The 17,555-nt window shown below is 71.7% G+C and carries 14 protein-coding genes; 8 read left to right on the top strand and 6 right to left on the bottom strand.

What is annotated here, in order from left to right:
* Positions 1 to 392 precede the first annotated feature (392 nt).
* The 5 genes from ACLJPY_RS21300 to ACLJPY_RS21320 all read left to right on the top strand — a co-directional run bounded on the left by ACLJPY_RS21300 (position 393) and on the right by ACLJPY_RS21320 (position 9,241).
* The gene (locus ACLJPY_RS21300; protein WP_410590844.1) at positions 393 to 2,423 is read left to right on the top strand and encodes a M4 family metallopeptidase; all 2,031 of its coding nucleotides are present in this window, start codon (positions 393 to 395) and stop codon (positions 2,421 to 2,423) included.
* A 77-nt stretch (positions 2,424 to 2,500) separates the two neighbouring features.
* Complete coding sequence (locus ACLJPY_RS21305) at positions 2,501 to 3,766, top strand: helix-turn-helix domain-containing protein (protein ID WP_410590846.1); 1,266 nt, start codon at positions 2,501 to 2,503, stop codon at positions 3,764 to 3,766.
* A gap of 307 nt (positions 3,767 to 4,073) precedes the next feature.
* Positions 4,074 to 6,338, top strand: coding sequence for a M4 family metallopeptidase (locus ACLJPY_RS21310; protein ID WP_410590848.1), 2,265 nt, complete (start codon positions 4,074 to 4,076; stop codon positions 6,336 to 6,338).
* An 85-nt stretch (positions 6,339 to 6,423) separates the two neighbouring features.
* Entirely contained in the window at positions 6,424 to 8,028 is a 1,605-nt protein-coding gene (locus tag ACLJPY_RS21315; protein ID WP_410590850.1) for a M28 family peptidase, read from the top strand.
* 169 nt (positions 8,029 to 8,197) lie between these two features.
* Positions 8,198 to 9,241 (top strand): chitinase, encoded by a 1,044-nt coding sequence (locus ACLJPY_RS21320; protein WP_410590852.1) that lies wholly within the window; start codon positions 8,198 to 8,200, stop codon positions 9,239 to 9,241.
* Positions 9,242 to 9,265: 24 nt separating this feature from the next.
* Here ACLJPY_RS21320 and ACLJPY_RS21325 read toward each other — a convergent pair whose 3' ends face one another.
* The 3 genes from ACLJPY_RS21325 to dapE form a co-directional block, all read right to left on the bottom strand.
* The gene (locus ACLJPY_RS21325; RefSeq protein ID WP_410590854.1) at positions 9,266 to 10,384 is read right to left on the bottom strand and encodes an NADAR family protein; all 1,119 of its coding nucleotides are present in this window, start codon (positions 10,382 to 10,384) and stop codon (positions 9,266 to 9,268) included.
* 21 nt (positions 10,385 to 10,405) lie between these two features.
* Complete coding sequence (locus ACLJPY_RS21330; protein WP_410590855.1) at positions 10,406 to 11,203, bottom strand: DUF3152 domain-containing protein; 798 nt, start codon at positions 11,201 to 11,203, stop codon at positions 10,406 to 10,408.
* Between the two features lie 174 nt (positions 11,204 to 11,377).
* Entirely contained in the window at positions 11,378 to 12,448 is a 1,071-nt protein-coding gene (gene dapE / locus ACLJPY_RS21335) for a succinyl-diaminopimelate desuccinylase (protein ID WP_410590856.1), read from the bottom strand.
* Between the two features lie 44 nt (positions 12,449 to 12,492).
* Between dapE and ACLJPY_RS21340 the strand changes: the two genes are divergently transcribed.
* Together ACLJPY_RS21340 and dapD are read left to right on the top strand one after the other, a co-directional pair.
* Positions 12,493 to 12,903: a hypothetical protein gene (locus ACLJPY_RS21340; protein ID WP_410591248.1), complete on the top strand. Its 411-nt coding sequence runs from the start codon at positions 12,493 to 12,495 to the stop codon at positions 12,901 to 12,903.
* Positions 12,904 to 12,931: 28 nt separating this feature from the next.
* Positions 12,932 to 13,924, top strand: coding sequence for a 2,3,4,5-tetrahydropyridine-2,6-dicarboxylate N-succinyltransferase (gene dapD, locus ACLJPY_RS21345; RefSeq protein ID WP_410590857.1), 993 nt, complete (start codon positions 12,932 to 12,934; stop codon positions 13,922 to 13,924).
* A gap of 75 nt (positions 13,925 to 13,999) precedes the next feature.
* Here the strand turns inward: dapD and ACLJPY_RS21350 are convergent, their stop codons facing one another.
* Positions 14,000 to 15,412 carry an FAD-dependent monooxygenase gene (locus ACLJPY_RS21350; RefSeq protein WP_410590858.1) on the bottom strand — a complete coding sequence of 471 codons (1,413 nt, stop codon included), beginning with the start codon at positions 15,410 to 15,412 and terminating at the stop codon, positions 14,000 to 14,002.
* 81 nt (positions 15,413 to 15,493) lie between these two features.
* Here ACLJPY_RS21350 and ACLJPY_RS21355 point away from each other — a divergent pair, with 81 nt between their 5' ends.
* Entirely contained in the window at positions 15,494 to 16,111 is a 618-nt protein-coding gene (locus tag ACLJPY_RS21355; protein WP_410590859.1) for a TetR/AcrR family transcriptional regulator, read from the top strand.
* On the opposite strand, the gene dapC is transcribed toward ACLJPY_RS21355, so the two are convergent.
* Together dapC and fdxA are read right to left on the bottom strand one after the other, a co-directional pair.
* Positions 16,105 to 17,196: a succinyldiaminopimelate transaminase gene (dapC, locus tag ACLJPY_RS21360; protein WP_410590861.1), complete on the bottom strand. Its 1,092-nt coding sequence runs from the start codon at positions 17,194 to 17,196 to the stop codon at positions 16,105 to 16,107. The two genes, ACLJPY_RS21355 and dapC, sit on opposite strands and share 7 nt — an antisense overlap.
* Positions 17,193 to 17,513, bottom strand: a complete 321-nt coding sequence (gene fdxA / locus ACLJPY_RS21365) for a ferredoxin (protein WP_003083029.1) — start codon at positions 17,511 to 17,513, stop codon at positions 17,193 to 17,195. The genes dapC and fdxA overlap by 4 nt, the downstream gene beginning before the upstream one ends.
* Positions 17,514 to 17,555 lie beyond the last annotated feature (42 nt).

The following is a 17,555-nucleotide window of genomic DNA, read 5'->3' on the forward strand; positions in this document are numbered from 1 at the left end:
CGAACGGTCGGTTGGCGCACCTGGAGGGTCGGCTCGCGTACCTGGAGAGTCGGCTCGCGTACCTGGAGGGTCGGTTCGCGAGCCGACCCTCTGGGTACGCCGGCCGACCCTCTGGGTACGCGAGCCGACTGTCTGGGTACGCGGACCAGTGGGCTCGGTGGTCCGGACCAAAAGCAACTTTCCTACGAAAGTCTGTTAATTGGTTCAGACCAGTCCGCAGAACGACTCCCACCAGCGGTTTTCTGCCGTGCGCGATGATCTTCGTGGACTCGCGCTGCTCCGTTCGGCCCATTGACCCGTCCCCGGGCTGAACCTTTACTCGGACGCGTCCGGCGCAATAACAGCAGTTAAACCACCGGACACATTGCTCACGGTCCCCGGAAAGGTTCCCCATGAGATCCCCACGTGGGCTGGCGGCGATCGCCGGCCTGGCCCTGACTTTCGCGGTGCCGGCGATCCCGGCCGCCGCCGCCCCCGCACCTCCCGCCGCCACCCCGCCCGAGGCGCTCGCCGCGCGAGCCGCCGATCAGGCCGCCCTCAACGGCGCCGACCGGCTCGCCAAGAGCGCCGGGGAGGCCTTCGTCCGCACCGGGGTCACCCCGGGTGGCGGCGGGCTCTACTACGCCTCCTACCAGCGCACCTACCACGGCCTGCCGGTGGTCGGCGCGGACGCGGTGGTGGTCGCCGACGGCGCCGGCAACGTCCGCGGCACCGAAGCCGCGCACACCGCCCCGATCACCGTCGGCACGCAGGCCGCGCTCCAGGCCGAGCAGGCCACGAAGATCGCCGCCGCCAAGGTGTCCAAGGTGGACAAGACCGAGACGCCGAAGCTGGTCGTGCTGGCGGGTGACGCCCCGAAGCTCGCCTACGAGGTCGTGGTCAGCGGCCGTGACCACGGCAAACCCACCCACCTGCACGTCTTCGTCGACAGCGCGACCGGGGCCGTCCTCGACACGCGCGACGACGTCCGCGAAGCCGGCACCGGGAACTCCTACTACGCCGGCACCGTCTCGATCGACACCTCCGGCTCCGGCAGCTCGTACTCGATGACCGACCCCGTCCACCGCGGCATCGCCTGCGGCCGCGAGGGCGGCGCGATCTTCACCAAGAGCTCCAACACCTGGGGCAACGGCTCGGGCACCGACCTGGAGACTGCCTGCGTCGACGCGCTCTACAGCGTCCAGACCGAGTGGAAGATGCTCGGCGACTGGCTCGGCCGCAACGGCATCGACGGTGCCGGCGGCGGCTTCCGCGCGAGCGTCGGGCTCAACGACGTCAACGCGTACTGGGACGGCTCGTCGACCCACTTCGGGCACTCCCAGGACAACCGCCGCCAGGCCACGCCGATGGACGTCGTCGGCCACGAGTTCGGCCACGCCATCTTCCAGACCACGCCGGGCGGCGCGGGTTCGGGCAACGAGAACGGCGGCCTCAACGAGTCCACCGGCGACATCTTCGGCGCGCTGACTGAGTTCTACGCCAACAACCCGGTCGACACCCCGGACTTCACCGTCGGCGAAGGCGTCAACCTGGTCGGCAACGGCCCGATCCGCTACATGTACAACCCGTCGCAGGAGGGCGACCCGAACTGCTACTCGGCGTCCATCCCGAGCACCGAGGTGCACGCCGCCGCGGGCCCGCAGAACCACTGGTTCTACCTGCTCTCCCAGGGCAGCAACGCCTCGCCGGCCAGCCCGACGTGCAACGGCTCGTCGGTCACCGGCATCGGCATCCAGAAGGCGGGCAAGATCTTCTACAACGGCCTGCTGAAGAAGACCTCGTCGTGGAACCACAAGGCCGCCCGCAAGGCCACGCTGGAAGCCGCGGTCGCGCTCTTCCCCGGCAGCTGCACCGAGTTCAACGCCACCAAGGCCGCCTGGGACGCGGTGAGCGTCACGGCCGTCAGCGGGGAGCCGACCTGCAGCGGCCAGCCGCCCGCCGGCAACGACTACTCGTTGACGCTGTCGCCGACCTCGGCGTCCGTCCAACCCGGACAGACGGCGACCACCACGGTGACCACCCGGATCACCTCGGGCAACGCCCAGACCGTGTCGCTGGTGGCGTCCGGCCTGCCCGAGGGCGCGAAGGCGACGATCAGCCCGTCGAGCATCTCCTCCGGTGGCACGGCGACGCTGACCATCACCACCTCGGCGACGACCCCGCAGGGCACCAGCCAGGTGACGGTGACCGGCGACGGCACCGACGCCGACCACTCCGCGCAGTTCACGCTGACCGTCGGCAGCGGCGGCCCGCCGCCGACCGGCTGCACCGGGCTCGCCGAGTGGGACTCCGCGAAGGCGTACGTGCCCAACGACGTCGTGGGCCACAACGGTCACAAGTGGACGTCGCTGTGGTACTCGACCGGAGCCGAGCCCGGCGCGCCCGGCTCGTGGGCCGTGTGGAGTGACAGCGGCGCCTGCTGAACCCCGCACCGCGCGGTGGTGGGCCACCCACCACCGCGCGGCTTACCCTTGGACGACCCCGGCGGAAAGGCACCCGAGTGAGCGAGACCGTCGGCGAACGCCTGCGTGAGCTGCGCACCGAACGCGGGCTCACGCAACGCGAACTCGCCGGGCCGCAGTACTCGGCGGCGTACGTGTCGTCGGTCGAGACCGGCGCGCGGACGCCGTCGGGCGACGCGCTGCGGTTCTTCGCCCAGCAGCTCGGCATCGACCCCGACGAGCTGCTCGGCGGCCGGTCCCCGCGCGAGCTGCTCGAACTCGACCTCGAACTGATCGAGACGGCCGACCGGTTCCTGGCCGGCGACGCCCGCCGCGCGACCCCGCGGATGCAGCGGATCCGGCGCCGGGCCGAGCGCCTGGACCGGCCGCGGCAGGCCGGGATCGCGCTGCTGTGGCTGGCCGGGTACTCGACCGGCGACGTCCGCACGAAGTACGTCTCGGACGCCGAAACGGCCCTGTCGGGTGAACCGCCGCCGGTGCGGGCGATGGTCGTGCCGCTGCGCGCGGCCGTGCTGACCGCCTGGGGTGAGGTGCAGTATTCGGTGCACCTGCTGGAAACCTGCCACGCCGAGCTGCTGCGCGACGGCTACCCGCAGCCGACGATGCTGCTGACGCTGCGGGCCTGCCTGGCCGAGCGGCACCTGCGCCAGGGCGACCTCGAGCGGGCGGCCGAGTACGCCGATTCCGCGCTGCGGCTCGCCCGCGGCGGCCCGGCGGTGCTCGCCGAGCTGACCCGCAGCCACGTCGAGGTGAGCCGCAGCCACCTGGCGGCGGACCGGTACGCCGACGCCGCCGCCTCGGTCGCCGCGGCCTACGACCTCATGCAGGAACGGGCCCTGCACCCGGCGATGGCGTACTGCCTGCTGGCCAGGGCCCGGGTCCGCGGCCGCGCGGGGAACGTCGAGGGGGCACTGGCCGACCTGGGCGCGGCGCGGGAGACCGCGTGGCCGGACGACGTCCCGGGGATCACCGTCGAGCTCGCCGCGGAATACCTCGCGGCGGGCCGGCTGGAGACGGCGTCGGCGCTGCTGGACCAGGTCCGCCCGGCGGTCGTGGCGGGCACGCCGCTGGCCGCGGAGCTGCGGCTGCAGCTGGGCTCGCTGGCCAGGGCCCGCGGCGACGACCGCCGCGCGGCCGAGGACCTGCGCGCCGCCGTCGAGCTCGCCACCGGGCTCGGCGCGCGCGGGGTGCTGGTCCGCGCGCTGCGGCCGTTGAGCGAGCTGCTGGGCGAGACCGGAAAGCGGGCGGAAGCGGCGGACGTGCTGCGCAACGGCCTGCTCGCACTGGGCGCGGAAGCCGACTGAGCAACCGTTTTCCACCGCGGTACCAACGAATCCCGATGATCGAGACCGCCCGGCGTTCGGATGGTGTCGCCGACAATCCCTACGAAAGTCGTTCCGGCGCGGAACGCGGGGAGAATCCCCTGCTGCGGCGGGGTTTGTACGAATTGATTCGATAATCCGGAACGCGCGCTTGGTCCGTTCGGCGCATTGACGCCCGGATCGGCTGATCCTTTACTCGGATGCGTCCGGACGCATACCTGCTGTTAGTCCCCGGGACACGTCCCTCTTTTCCTTCACCACACCCCTCCTTCGTGGAAGGAAGAACTCGATGACCCATCGTGGGTTCAGCACGGGCTTGGCGGCTGCCGCCGGGCTCGCCATGACGCTCGCGTTACCGGTGACCCCGGCGAGCGCAGCGTCCGCAGCACAGCCCGCCGCCACGGAAGCGGCGGCCGCCCGCGCCGCCGACCAGGCGGCCGCCAGTGGTCTCGACGCCCTGCGCCGAGGCCCGGCCGAGTCGTTCCGGCGCGTCGGCCTCACCGCCGGCGGCGGTGGCCTCTTCTACGGCGCCTACCAGCGCACCTACCAGGGCCTGCGGGTCGTGGGCGGGGACGCGGTGGTCGTCGCCGACGGCGCCGGGCGCGTCCGCGGCACCAGCGCGGCCGAGACCGCGGCCATCACCGTCGGGACGCAGGCGTCCCTCGACGCGGCGAAGGCCGCCGCCACCGCGCGCGCCCAGCTGGCCTCTGTGGACAGCGTGAGCACGCCGGAGAAGGTGGTGCTGGCCGGGGCGAGCCCGAAGCTGGCCTACGAGGTCGTCGTCACCGGGCGCACCGCCACGGCACCGAGCAACCTGCACGTGTTCGTCGACGCGGCGACCGGTGCGGTGCTCGACAAGCGGGACGACGTCAGGACGTTCGCCTCCGGCGCCCGCACGCAGGCGCAGCCCGCCACGGTGAACGTGGCCGGGACCGGCAACAGCTACTACGTCGGCAACGTCTCGATCGACACGACGCAGTCCGGCAGCACCTACACCCTGCGCGACCCGGGCCGCACCGGCATCAGCTGCGGCCGCGAGGGCGGTTCCGTCTACAGTGGACCAGACAACAACTGGGGCAACGGCTCCGGCACCGACCTCGAGACCGGCTGCGTCGACGTCCTCTACAGCGTGCAGACCGAGTGGAAGATGCTCGCCGACTGGCTCGGCCGCAACGGCATCAACGGCAGCGGCACCGGCTACCCGGCCAGCGTCGGCCTGGCCGACGTCAACGCGTACTGGAACGGCTCCTCGACGCACTTCGGGCACTCGCAGGACAACCAGCGCCAGGCCACCTCGATGGACGTCGTCGGCCACGAGTTCGGCCACGGCATCTTCCAGTTCACCCCGGGCGGTGCCGGTTCCGGCAACGAGAACGGCGGGATGAACGAGTCGACCGGTGACATCTTCGGCGCGCTGACCGAGGCGTACGCGAACAACCCGAAGGACACCCCGGACTACGAGGTCGGCGAGGGCGTCAACCTGGTCGGCCAGGGCCCGATCCGCTACATGTACCAGCCGTCGAAGGTCGGCGACCCGAACTGCTACTCCTCGTCCATCCCGAGCACCGAGGTGCACGCGGCGGCCGGCCCGCAGAACCACTGGTTCTACCTGCTGGCCGAGGGCTCGAACCCGGGTGGCGGCAAGCCCACCAGCCCGACCTGCAACAACTCGTCGGTCACCGGCGTCGGCATCCAGAAGGCCGGCAAGATCTTCTACAACGGCCTGCTGAAGAAGACCTCGTCGTGGAACCACAAGGCCGCCCGCAAGGCGACCCTCGAAGCCGCGATCGCGCTCTTCCCGGGCAGCTGCACCGAGTACAACGCCACCAAGGCCGCGTGGGACGCCGTCTCCGTCACGACCGTCAGCGGCGAGCCCACCTCGTGCAGCGGCGGCGGGCCGGACTTCTCGGTCGCGCTGAACCCGGCTTCGGGTTCCGTGCAGCCAGGCGCCTCGGCGACCACCACGATCAGCACCGCGATCACCTCCGGCGCGGCCCAGTCGATCACGCTGTCCGCCTCGGGCCTGCCCGCCGGCGCGACCGCGTCGTTCAGCCCGGCCACGATCTCCTCGGGTGGCTCCTCGACGCTGACCATCGCCACGACGTCGTCGACGCCGACCGGCAGCTTCCCGATCACCATCACCGCCGACGGGGCCAGCACCGACCACACGGCGACCTACACGCTGAGCGTGGGCACCACCGGGTCGTGCGCCCCGGTGACCAACTCGACCCGCTTGGACATCCCGGACTACCCGGCGAGCGCGGTCAACAGCACCGGCACCGTGTCCGGCTGCGCCCGCAACGCCTCCGGCACCACGAAGGTCGAGGTGCACATCGTCCACACCTACCGCGGTGACCTGGTCATCGACCTGGTCGCGCCGGACGGCACCGCCTACCGGCTGAAGAACTCCAGCAGCGACTCCACCGCGAACCTCGACACGACCTACACCGTGAACGCCTCCTCCGAGGCCGCGAACGGCGCGTGGCAGCTCCGCATCCGAGACGTCGGCCCCGCCGACACCGGTTACCTGTCCTCCTGGACGTTGACCGTGTAGCCCGCCCCGCCCCGTGAAGGCCGCACCAGCCAGGTGCGGCCTTCACGGTCGTCATCCCCAACCCCCACCGAAGGAATTCACCGCCATGAAGTGGAAGAGCAAGATCGGCGCCGGGGTCACCGCCCTGGCGGCCGTCCTCGGTGTGGTGACCGCGCCGGCGGCCACCGCCGCCCCGGCCACCGCGCTCGCCGCGCCGGACATCTCGCTGGCCAACATCAAAGCCCACCTCAACCAGCTGCAGACCATCGCCAACAACAACGGCGGCACCCGCTCGGCCCGCGGCGGCGGGTACGCGGCCTCGGTGTCCTACGTGGAGAACCTGCTGAAGAACGCCGGGTTCACCACGACCCGGCAGACCTGCACCAGCTGCCTCGGGCAGTCGCAGAACCTGATCGCCGAATGGCCGCAGGGTGACGCGAGCCAGGTCATCATGCTCGGCGCGCACCTCGACTCGGTCAGCGCGGGCCCGGGCATCAACGACAACGGCTCCGGCAGCGCGTCGATCCTCGAGACCGCGCTGACGCTGGCCCGCACCAACCCGGCGATGGCCAAGCGCGTCCGGTTCGCCTGGTGGGCCGACGAAGAGTCCGGTTTGGTCGGCTCGAAGTACTACGTCAACAACCTGCCGAGCACCGAGCGCACGAAGATCAAGACCTACCTCAACTTCGACATGATCGGCTCGAAGAACTGGGGCTACTTCGTCTACGACGACGTCGCTTCGATCAAGGCGATCTTCGACGAGTACTTCGCTTCGATCGGCATCCAGACCGAGGGCGACAGCGAAGGCGACGGCCGGTCCGACCACGCGTCCTTCAAGAGCGCGGGCATCCCGGTCGGCGGCCTGGCCACCGGCGCCGGCGACATCAAGAGCTCCGCGCAGGCGCAGAAGTGGGGCGGCACCGCGGGTTCGCCGTTCGACAACTGCTACCACCGCGCCTGCGACACGACGTCGAACATCCCCGACACGCCGCTGGAGAAGAACTCCGACGCGATCGGGTACGCGCTGTGGAAGCTGGCCGTCGCCCCGGCGCAGGGCAACGACTTCTCGGTGACGCTGAACCCGACGTCCGGGACCGTCCAACCGGGACAGTCGCTGCAGGTGGCCGTCAGCACCGCGACGACGTCCGGCAGCGCGCAGTCGATCTCGCTGTCCGCGTCCGGTCTGCCCGCGGGCGCGACGGCGTCGTTCAGCCCGGCGACCATCTCCTCGGGCGGCTCCTCGACGCTGACCATCACGACGTCGTCGAGCACGCCGACCGGCACGTTCCCGATCACGGTGACCGCCGACGGCGCCAGCGCCGACCACACGGCGTCGTTCTCCCTCGGCGTCGGCAGCTCGTCGTGCGCGCCGGTGACCAACTCGACGCGGCTGGACATCCCGGACTACCCGGGAGCCGCGGTGAGCAGCACCGCGAACGTGGCGGGCTGCGCGCGCAACGCGTCCGGCACCACCAAGGCCGAGGTGCACATCACCCACACCTACCGCGGTGACCTCGTCATCGACCTCGTCGCCCCGGACGGCACGGCCTACCGGCTGAAGAACTCCAGCAGCGACTCGACGCCGAACCTCGACACGACCTACACCGTCAACGCCTCCGCGGAGGCCGCGAACGGCGCGTGGCAGCTCCGGATCCGGGACACCGGCCCGGCCGACACCGGTTACCTGTCCTCCTGGACGCTGACCGTCTGACCCCCACACCCGGGGCGTAGCTCTCACGTGAGCTACGCCCCAGGTGGGCACTTTCACGTGAAAGTGCCAGTTGTCTAGACCACCCGTTCGTAGGTAGTCAACGGTTTCCCGCGGCGCTTATGTTGGGCGGACACGCCGCGTTCGCCCCTCAACGACGATGGGAGCCGGGATGTCGAAACGGTTGTTCGGAACCCTGCTGGCCGCGGTACTGGCCGTTCCGCTGTTCGTGTCGGCCCCCGCGCAGGGGGCGGTGCAGGCCGACACGTGCGCGGTGAAGCCACGGCCCGCCGGCAAGGTTCTGCAGGGCTACTGGGAAAACTGGGACGGCGCCGCGAACGGCGTCCACCCCGGGATGGGCTGGGTGCCCATCACCGACAGCCGCATGGCCCAGCACGGGTACAACGTCGTCAACGCCGCCTTCCCGGTCATCCGCTCCGACGGGACCGTGCTGTGGGAGAACGGGATGGACGCCGGCGTGAAGGTGTCCACTCCCGCCGAGATGTGCGCGGCGAAGGCCGCGGGCGCGACGATCCTGCTCTCCATCGGCGGCGCGGCGGCCGGGATCGACCTGTCGTCGTCGGCGGTGGCCGACCGGTTCGTCGCCACGGTCGTCCCGATCCTGAAGCAGTACAACTTCGACGGGATCGACATCGACATCGAGACCGGGCTGACCGGCAGCGGGAACATCAAGACGCTGTCGGCGTCGCAGTCGAACCTGATCCGGATCATCGACGGCGTGCTCGCGCAGATGCCGGCGGGCTTCGGGCTCACGATGGCGCCGGAGACCGCGTACGTGACCGGCGGCAGCATCACCTACGGCTCGATCTGGGGCGCGTACCTGCCGATCATCAAGAAGTACGCGGACAACGGCCGCCTGTGGTGGCTGAACATGCAGTACTACAACGGATCCATGTACGGCTGCTCCGGCGATTCGTACCAGGCCGGGACCGTGCAGGGCTTCACCGTGCAGACGCAGTGCCTCAACAACGGCCTGGTCGTGCAGGGCACGACGATCAAGGTGCCCTACGACAAGCAGGTCCCCGGCCTGCCCGCGCAGCCGGGCGCGGGTGGCGGGTACATGTCGCCGAGCCTGGTTTCCCAGGCGTGGCGCTCGGTGCCGGGCCTCAAGGGCCTGATGGACTGGTCGATCAACTGGGACGGCTCGAAGGGCTGGACGTTCGGCGACAACGTCCGCTCCCTGCAGGGCCGCTGATCCGGTCGTGAGTGGGAAACAGTGTCAGGACACTGTTTCCCACTCACGAGCCGCAAGCTCGGATCGGACGAACTCCAGGAGCCGGCCCAGCCAGTTGGCGCCGCTCGAGCTCCAGTACCTCGAAGCCCAGTCGCTGTAGAGCAGGCGGGCGTCGCCCGTGCCGAGCAACGTCGCCGCCATCGCGGGGTGGCGCTCGAACTTGTCCCGCAGCAGCGCGGCCATCACGCCCAGCCGGGCCGCCGGCCAGCCCGCCCGCCGGGGCGCCTCCTCACCGAGGGTCCGGGCGTCGAGGCCACGGGCGGCGGCGGCGATCCGCTCTCGCCAACCGGCGTCGTCGGTGGACAGCGCCCAGTAGGCGTGCAGGACGCTCGCGTACTCCCGGCCGCCGTGGACCACCGTCGCCGGGTAGTCGATCTGCAGGACCTCCAGGCCCGCGGGGTCGGGCCAGCCGCTGGGGTGGACGTGCCCGCCCACGGTCAGCGGGATGGTCGTTTCCGGTCCGTCCGCCACCCGCCGCGTCTGCGCTGTGGCGGCACCGGCCTCGCTCCGGCGGAAGTAGCCGAGTGCCTGCTCCCGGACCTCCGGGGTCACCGTGATCGTCCGGCCCGGGTTCCGGGCCGGGATCGTCTCGCCGGCCTCGGCGAGCAGGATCCGCACCGGGACGTCGTTCTGGTCCATGTCGCCGAGCACGTAGATCCGCCGGTGCTCGGGCACCGCGTGGTACGACTCGCGGACCACCTCGAGGTTCGCCGGGGTCGGATCCGCGGCGTAACGCAGCAGCGCGGCCCAGCAGCGCCGGGAGGAATCCGGCCGGTCGTTGAGGTTGTCCACCTCGTCGGCGAGCTCGCCGATCACCAGCTCCGGGGTCAGCCACGACTCCAGTGCCGGCACGGTTCCCCTGGCCGTGCCGGCGATGATCAGCGGCGTGCCCTCGGGCGGGGTCAGGGTCAGCGTGCCGTCGTCGAACGCGGCGCGAAGACCGTCGAAATCGGTGGTTTCGTACTGCCAGCGGACGACGCCGTCCGCGAAGACGGCGAGCGTGGCGAGCACGTGGTGATCACCTTTGTGGACGAAGACGAGGCGTTGCCGCCCCTCGACGACGTCGCCGCCGGCCACGCGCGACGTCGGAGTGCTGTCCGGCATGCCGGCGAGCCTAACGGCAGATCAGGAATCGCCCGCCGGGATGGGGTCGTCGTACTCCCCCGGCGGGCCGGCGTACTCGCGGGCGCCGTCCGGGAACGGCCACGGGTTCGGGACGCAGCCGTGCAGCCCGAGCGTCTGCTGCTCCATCACCGGCGCCGGCTTGCCCGGGCCCGGGCACAGCTCGTGGCCCTGGCCCAGCCGGTGGCCGGTCTCGTGGGTGACCATGTACTGCCGGTAGGCGTCGAGCGGAGCCCCGTAACCGGGGACGGCGTTGGCCCAGCGGGCGACGTTGAGCACGACGTTGCTGCCGTTGCGGCAGGAGGTGTAGCCGTCCGGCGTGCCGCCGCACAGCTTGTCGCGGCTGGCCGGCGTCGCGAGGTAGATGGTGAAGTCGGCGCTGTCGGTGGGCCCGACCTGCTGCAGCCGCCACTGCCCGCCGGCGGTCCAGCCGCGCGGGTCGCCGAGGATCCCGCGGATGTCCTTGGCGAACGCGGCGGGCCCGACGCCCTCGATGTCGGTCTCGACGGCGATCCGGTAGCGCATCAGCCGGCCCGACTTCCCGGCGGCTTCGTCGCTGCCGGGGGTGAACATCCACTGGCCGGACCCGGTCCGCGGGAAGGTGATGGCGACCTCGGCGGGCGCGGGCCGCGGTGACGGCGCCCGCTCGTCCGGCGGCGGCGGGAGCGAGGTGGCGTCCCCGATGGCGGTGCGGATCGGCCCGGCCGCGGGCGCGGCCACGGGCTGTCGCTGCGCACCGCACCCGCCCACCGCCAGGACGAGCACGGCCACGGCCGCGGCTCGTCTCGCGGATTTCGGCATGGGTCCTCCCGGGGTGCGCGGTTTCAGAAGGACATACGGGCCGTGGCCGGGAAAAGTTGCGGTGACCTGTAGTGGCGAAGCGTCACCGCAGCTCACGACCATGCAGTGTGACGACGACCACAAGTGCCCCAAGGCGGCCTTGGTTGCGTCTCACGCACCGAAGGCGCTCGGGGCTCAGCCGAGGAACTTGCGCAGGATCTCGGTGACCTGGCGGATCTCCGCCGTCCGGACGTTCTCCTGCTGCGTGTGCGCCAACGTCGGGTTGCCCGGGCCGAAGTTCACCGCCGGCATGCCACGCGCCGCGAAGCGCGCCACGTCCGTCCAGCCCAGCTTCGCCGCCGCGCGGCCGCCCGCCGCGGCCACCAGTTCCGCCGCCGCCGGGGCCGACAGGCCCGGCAGCGCGCCCGGTGAGAGGTCCACAACGGACAGTTCGAACCCGGCGAACACCTCGCGCAGGTGCCGCTCGGCCGCCGCCGGGTCGCGGTCCGGGGCGAAGCGGTGGTTCACCGTCAGCACCGCCGCGTCCGGGACGACGTTCCCCGCGACGCCACCGCTGATCGACGTCGCCTGGAGGCCTTCGCGGTAGGTCAGGCCGTCGATGTCGACGATCCGCGGCGTGTACTCCGCCAGCCGGCGCAGCGGCTCGGCCAGCGCGTGGATCGCGTTCTCGCCCATCCACGCCCGCGCGGTGTGCGCGCGCTTGCCCGACAGCCGCAGTTCGACGCGCATGGTGCCCTGGCAGCCGGCCTCGATGACGCCGTTCGACGGCTCGCCGACGATCGCCAGGTCACCGGCCAGCCACTCGGGCAGCTCGCGCTCGATCCGGCCCAGTCCGTTCTTGACCGCCTCGACCTCTTCGTTGTCGTAGAACACGAAGGTGACGTCGTGCTTGGGCGACGGCAGCGTCGCGGCCAGGTGCAGGAAGACCGCGTCGCCGCCCTTCATGTCGACCGTGCCGAGGCCGTGCAGGACCTCCTCGTCACCGGAGCCTTCGCGCCGGGACGGCAGGTTGCCGTTCTCCGGCACGGTGTCCAGGTGCCCGGCGAGCACCACCCGCGACCCGCGGCCGAGGTTCGTCCGCGCCAGGACGGCGTCGCCGTTGCGGACGACTTCGAGGTGCGGCGCCTGCGCCTGCAGCGCTTCCTGCACCGCCGTCGCGATCTCGGCCTCGGCGCCGGACACGCTGAAGGTGTCCACCAGCGCGGCGGTCAGGTCCACGGGGTCGGCGTGCAGGTCGAGGCTCATGGCCCGCACGCTACCGTGGGAGTGTGCGTAGGTTCGGAGCCGCTGTGGGCGGCGCGGTGCTGGTCCTGGTCCTGTCGGGCTGCGGGAACGAGGCCGGCCCGGCCCCCAAGCCGCAGGCCGGGGCGCCCGGTCCGGACGCGCTGCCGGTCAAGCTGGACGCGCTGACCGTCGACCAGTGCTACGCCAGCCCGCGCACCCAGCTGCCGAAGGGCTGCGAGAAGTACGTCACCGAGGTCGGCAACGTCCCGGGCGCGGCCCGCAAGCGCGCGGCCGACGGCGACCCGCAGCTGGTCGCCGAGGCCGCCAAGCTGGAGCAGGCGGTCGCGGAGTTCCGCACCGCGGGCTGCACGACCGTCCCCGCCGCCGGTGGCCCCTGCTCGCAGGCGCTGGTCGACGTCGCCGCGGCGCTGTCCGGCCTGAAGAAGCAGGTAGCCGCGCGGCCCACGGGTGGTTGATCCGCGTCACTCCACTACGGTGAAGGCCGTGAGCGAGCAGAGCCCGAACCCCGAAACGACCGGCGCCAGCGGCGTCGGGCTGGCCACCGTCACGACCGGCGGGACGGTCCTCGACACCTGGTACCCGCACCCCAAGCTGGTCGAGAGCGACACCGCCGGCCCCGGCGGCACCGAACGCCTGAGCACCGAAGAGGCCGTCGAGCTGCTCGGCGAGGCCGCCGCGGCGCTGCTCGGCCCGGACACCGACCGCGGGGTCGAGGTCGTCGCCGTGCGCACCACGATCGCCAAACTGGCCGACGCCCCGGCCGGCACCCACGACATGTACCTGCGGCTGCACCTGCTCTCGCACCGCCTGGTCCGCCCGCACGGCCAGAACCTCGACGGCATGTTCGGCCTGCTGGCGAACGTCGTGTGGACCAACCACGGCCCGTGCCCGGTCGAAGGGTTCGAGACGACCCGGCTGCGGCTGCGCTCGCGCGGCGCGGTGACCGTCTACAGCGTCGACAAGTTCCCGCGCATGGTCGACTACGTCATGCCGTCCGGCGTGCGCATCGGCGACGCCGACCGCGTCCGGCTCGGCGCGCACCTGGCGTCGGGCACGACCGTGATGCACGAAGGCTTCGTCAACTTCAACGCGGGCACGCTGGGCGCGTCCATGGTCGAGGGCCGCATCTCGGCCGGCGTGGTCGTCGGCGACGGCTCCGACGTCGGCGGCGGCGCGTCGATCATGGGCACGCTCTCCGGCGGCGGCAAGGAGACGATCTCCCTCGGCAAGCGCTGCCTGATCGGCGCGAACGGCGGCATCGGGATCTCCCTGGGCGACGACTCGGTCGTCGAGGCGGGCCTGTACGTCACGGCGGGCACGAAGGTCGTCGTCGAGGGCAAGGTCGTCAAGGCCCGCGAGCTCAACGGCATTTCGGGCGCGGTGTTCCGCCGGAACTCGGCGACCGGCGCGGTCGAGGTCGTGCCGCGGACCGGCACCGGCGTCGAGCTGAACGCGGCGCTGCACGCCAACGACTGAGCCCGCCCGCTTCCGGAAGCCGCGAACGACTCGTCCGGGTCCTCCCGCGTCCCGAACGAGTCATCCACGGCCCGGTCACGAGCCGGAAATCGACCAGACGTAGCCGTCCGGCCGGATCAGCACCCGCCGCCCGCCTTCAGCCTCGTAAGCCGCGTAGGCGTGGCCGCCCTCGTCGACCAGGTCCGTTCCCGTCGCCACGCTGCCCGCCGGGAGGATCCGGTACCCCGAAGCCGCCCCCGCTCCGAACAGCAGCTCCGTCGCGTGCGGGCCGCGGAACAGCTCGAACAGCCGCACCCGCTTGCCGTTCGCGTCCACCAGCGGGGCGTCCGGGGCCCGGTCGCCCGGCTGCAGCGCCCCGGTCCCCGGCGGCGACAGCGGGCCGCCGCGGTAGGTGATGTCCAGCTGCTGGGTGTCCTCGCCGCGCCGGTGGGCGTCCTCGTCGCCGTCGACGTACTTCTGCAGCAGCTCCGTCGAGACCCCCAGCACCCGGGCCGCGACCGTGCGCCGCTCGGGCTCGTAGCTGTCCAGCAGCTCCGGTGCGCCGTCCGCGAGCTTCCAGCCCAGGTTGTAGCCGTCCTGGACACCGGTGTTGAGGCCCTGGCCGCCGGTCGGCGGGTGGACGTGCGCCGCGTCGCCGGCCAGGAACACGCGGCCGTCGCGGAACCGCGCCGCCAGGCGGACGTTCGGCCGCCACACCGTCGACCAGGCCAGGCCGGACAGCTTGACCGTGCCACTGCTGAGCACGTCGAGCCGGGCCTGGACCGCGGGCAGCGCCGTCTCGACGTCGGTCTCGCCGTCCCCGAGCGAGGCGCCGAACTGGAAGTGCGGTGTGCCCGGCAACGGGCTGAACACCATGCCGTTCATCGGCTCGTCCGGTGTCGCGAACCAGTGGCCGTAGTTGCGGTCGAGCCCCTCGGCCACGACGTCGCCGAGCAGCATCCGGATCGACTCGTCCGTGCTGCCCTCGAACGCGATGCCGAGGGCCTTGCGCACGAAGCTCTTGCCGCCGTCCGCGCCGACCAGGTACGCCGCGCGGACGGTCTCGCCCGTGCTCAACGTCGCCGTGACGCCGTCGGCGTCCTGCTCGAAGCCGGTCAGTGCGGTGGCGAGCTCGACGCGCACGCCGAACTCGGCCAGCCGGTCGCGCAGGATGCCCTCGGTCTGCGACTGGCCGAGGAACCAGCCGGTGGGGTACGGCCGTGACGGCGTCGGCTCGACCGGGTCGAACATCGTCCGCTCGCCGACCACCTCGCCGCCGAGGTGGATCTTGATCGGCACCGGGGCCATGCCGGCGGCCAGCACCGCGTCGAGCACGCCCAGGTCCTCGAACACCTCCAGCGTGCGCGGCTGCATCCCGTCGCCGCGCGAGCCCACGAAGTACTCGGTCGCCTTGTCGATGATCCGCACGGGGACGTCCCGCCGCGCCAGCTCGATGGCCAGCGTCAGCCCGGTCGGCCCCGCTCCCGCGATCAGCACCCGAGTGTCCATGTCACCCTCCCAGTGAATTTAAGTTCAGTGAATCTAGATTCAGAATGGCGCTGCTAGCGTCCCGTGTCAAGGGAGGTGGCGATGACAGCGACGAGCCGCAAGGAAAAGGCCGCGGAGACCGAGAGCGCGCTCAAGGCCGCGGCCAAGCGCGTCTTCGCCCGCAAGGGCTACCTGAACACGAAGATCACGGACATCACGGCCGAGGCGGGCCGCGCCGCGGGGTCGTTCTACAACCACTTCGCGGGCAAGGAAGAGCTGCTCGAAGCGCTGCTGGCCGACATCGCGGCGTCCGGCGACGAGAGCGCCGACAGCGAGGACCACCTGGCCGACTTCAGCGACCCGGCCGCCGTGCGCTGGCACGTCGAGCAGTACTGGGAGTTCTACCGGGACAACGCCGCGACCATGCTGGCCCTGCGCCAGGCGGCGATGGTCAGCGAGTCGTTCGCGCGCACGCTCGCGCAGTTCGGCGCGTCCCAGGCCGCCGACCTCGACGACCACCTCGCGCACATCACCCGGGCCGGGCTGAAGCTGCCGGCGAGCCCGGACCGCTGCGGGATGCTGATGTACAACCTCGTCGACGCGTTCGCGGCCACCTGGCTGCACGGGTCACCGCCGGGCTGGACGCCGCCGTCGGACGAAGAAGCCGTCGAGCTACTGACCCGGTTCGTCTACCGCGGCCTGACCGGCCGGGACTACTGAGTGAGGCGCTCGACGGCGGCGTCGACGCGCTCGTCGGTCGCCGTCAGCGCGACGCGGACGTGCTTGCCGCCCTTCGGGCCGTAGAACGTGCCGGGCGCGACCAGGATCCCGCGCTCGGCCAGCCAGGCGACGGTCGCCGCGGCGTCCTCGTCCCTGGTCGCCCAGAGGTAGAGCCCGGCTTCGGAGTGGTCGATGCGGAAGCCGTTGTCCAGCAAGGCCTTGCGCAGGACGAGCCGGCGGCGGGCGTAGCGCTCGCGCTGGACTTCCAGGGCCTCGTCGTCGTTCAGGGCGGCGACCATGGCCTCCTGGACCGGGCGCGGCACGATCATGCCCGCGTGCTTGCGGACGTCCAGCAGCTGCTTGACCAGGCGCGGGTCACCGGTCAGGAACCCGGCGCGGTAGCTGGCCAGGTTCGCCGACTTGGACAGCGAGTGCACCGCGATCAGGCCGTCGGTCCGGCCGTCGCAGACGTCCGGGTGCAGGACCGAAAGCGGGGACGTCTCCCAGCCGAGCGCCAGGTAGCACTCGTCGGAGACCACGACGACGTCCCGCTCGCGCGCCCACTCGACGACCTTGCGCAGGTGCTCGGCGGGCAGCACCTTGCCGGTCGGGTTGGACGGCGAGTTCAGCCAGACCATCGCCGGCTTCTGCGGACCGAGGGCGACCGTGCTGTCGGCCCGCATGATCGACGCGCCCGCCAGCAGCGCCCCCACCTCGTACGTGGGGTACGCCAGCTCCGGGATGACGACGACGTCACCGGGGCCGAAGCCGAGCAGCCGCGGCAGCCAGGCCACGGCCTCTTTGGACCCGATCGTCGGGAGCACGGCGTCCGGCTCGATGCCGTCGACGCCGTGCCGCCGCGAAAGCGCCCCGCGCGCGGCTTCCCGCAACGCCGGGACGCCGTGGGTGGTCGGGTACCCGGGGATTTCGGACACCGACGCGAGCGCCTCGCGGATGCCCTCCGGGACCGGGTCGACCGGCGTGCCGATGGAGAGGTCGACAACCCCGCCGGGATGCGCCTGCGCCGTGGCCTTGACCTCGGCGAGCGAATCCCAGGGGAAGTCGGGCAGCGCGATCCGGTTCATTCGCCCTGCGGGGGCAGCGCCTTGATGAAGGCCGGGTCGTGCGCGGTCTTGCCCACCTTGGACGCGCCGCCGGGCGAGCCCAGCTCGTCGAAGAAGTCGACGTTGGCCTTGGTGTAGTCCGACCAGTTGTCCGGGACGTCGTCCTCGTAGTAGATCGCCTCGACCGGGCAGACCGGTTCGCAGGCGCCGCAGTCGACACACTCGTCCGGGTGGATGTACAGCATCCGCTCGCCCTCGTAGATGCAGTCCACGGGGCACTCGTCGATACACGCCTTGTCGAGCACGTCGACGCAGGGCTCGGCGATCACGTAGGTCACTGCGCACTCCTGCTTTTCTCTGCAAACAGCCAGTCGGGGCCG

The organism is Amycolatopsis sp. lyj-23 (assembly GCF_046549135.1).
In the GTDB taxonomy this organism is placed as follows: domain Bacteria; phylum Actinomycetota; class Actinomycetes; order Mycobacteriales; family Pseudonocardiaceae; genus Amycolatopsis.

Excerpts from the sequence above, each read along its gene's own strand:
- ACLJPY_RS21300 (WP_410590844.1), top strand. The coding sequence starts at position 393 with ATGAGATCCCCACGTGGGCTGGCGGCGATCGCCGGCCTGGCCCTGACT.
- ACLJPY_RS21310 (WP_410590848.1), top strand. The coding sequence starts at position 4,074 with ATGACCCATCGTGGGTTCAGCACGGGCTTGGCGGCTGCCGCCGGGCTC.
- ACLJPY_RS21315 (WP_410590850.1), top strand. The coding sequence starts at position 6,424 with ATGAAGTGGAAGAGCAAGATCGGCGCCGGGGTCACCGCCCTGGCGGCC.
- ACLJPY_RS21320 (WP_410590852.1), top strand. The coding sequence starts at position 8,198 with ATGTCGAAACGGTTGTTCGGAACCCTGCTGGCCGCGGTACTGGCCGTT.
- ACLJPY_RS21325 (WP_410590854.1), bottom strand. The coding sequence starts at position 10,384 with ATGCCGGACAGCACTCCGACGTCGCGCGTGGCCGGCGGCGACGTCGTC.
- ACLJPY_RS21330 (WP_410590855.1), bottom strand. The coding sequence starts at position 11,203 with ATGCCGAAATCCGCGAGACGAGCCGCGGCCGTGGCCGTGCTCGTCCTG.
- dapE (WP_410590856.1), bottom strand. The coding sequence starts at position 12,448 with ATGAGCCTCGACCTGCACGCCGACCCCGTGGACCTGACCGCCGCGCTG.
- ACLJPY_RS21350 (WP_410590858.1), bottom strand. The coding sequence starts at position 15,412 with ATGGACACTCGGGTGCTGATCGCGGGAGCGGGGCCGACCGGGCTGACG.
- ACLJPY_RS21355 (WP_410590859.1), top strand. The coding sequence starts at position 15,494 with ATGACAGCGACGAGCCGCAAGGAAAAGGCCGCGGAGACCGAGAGCGCG.
- dapC (WP_410590861.1), bottom strand. The coding sequence starts at position 17,196 with ATGAACCGGATCGCGCTGCCCGACTTCCCCTGGGATTCGCTCGCCGAG.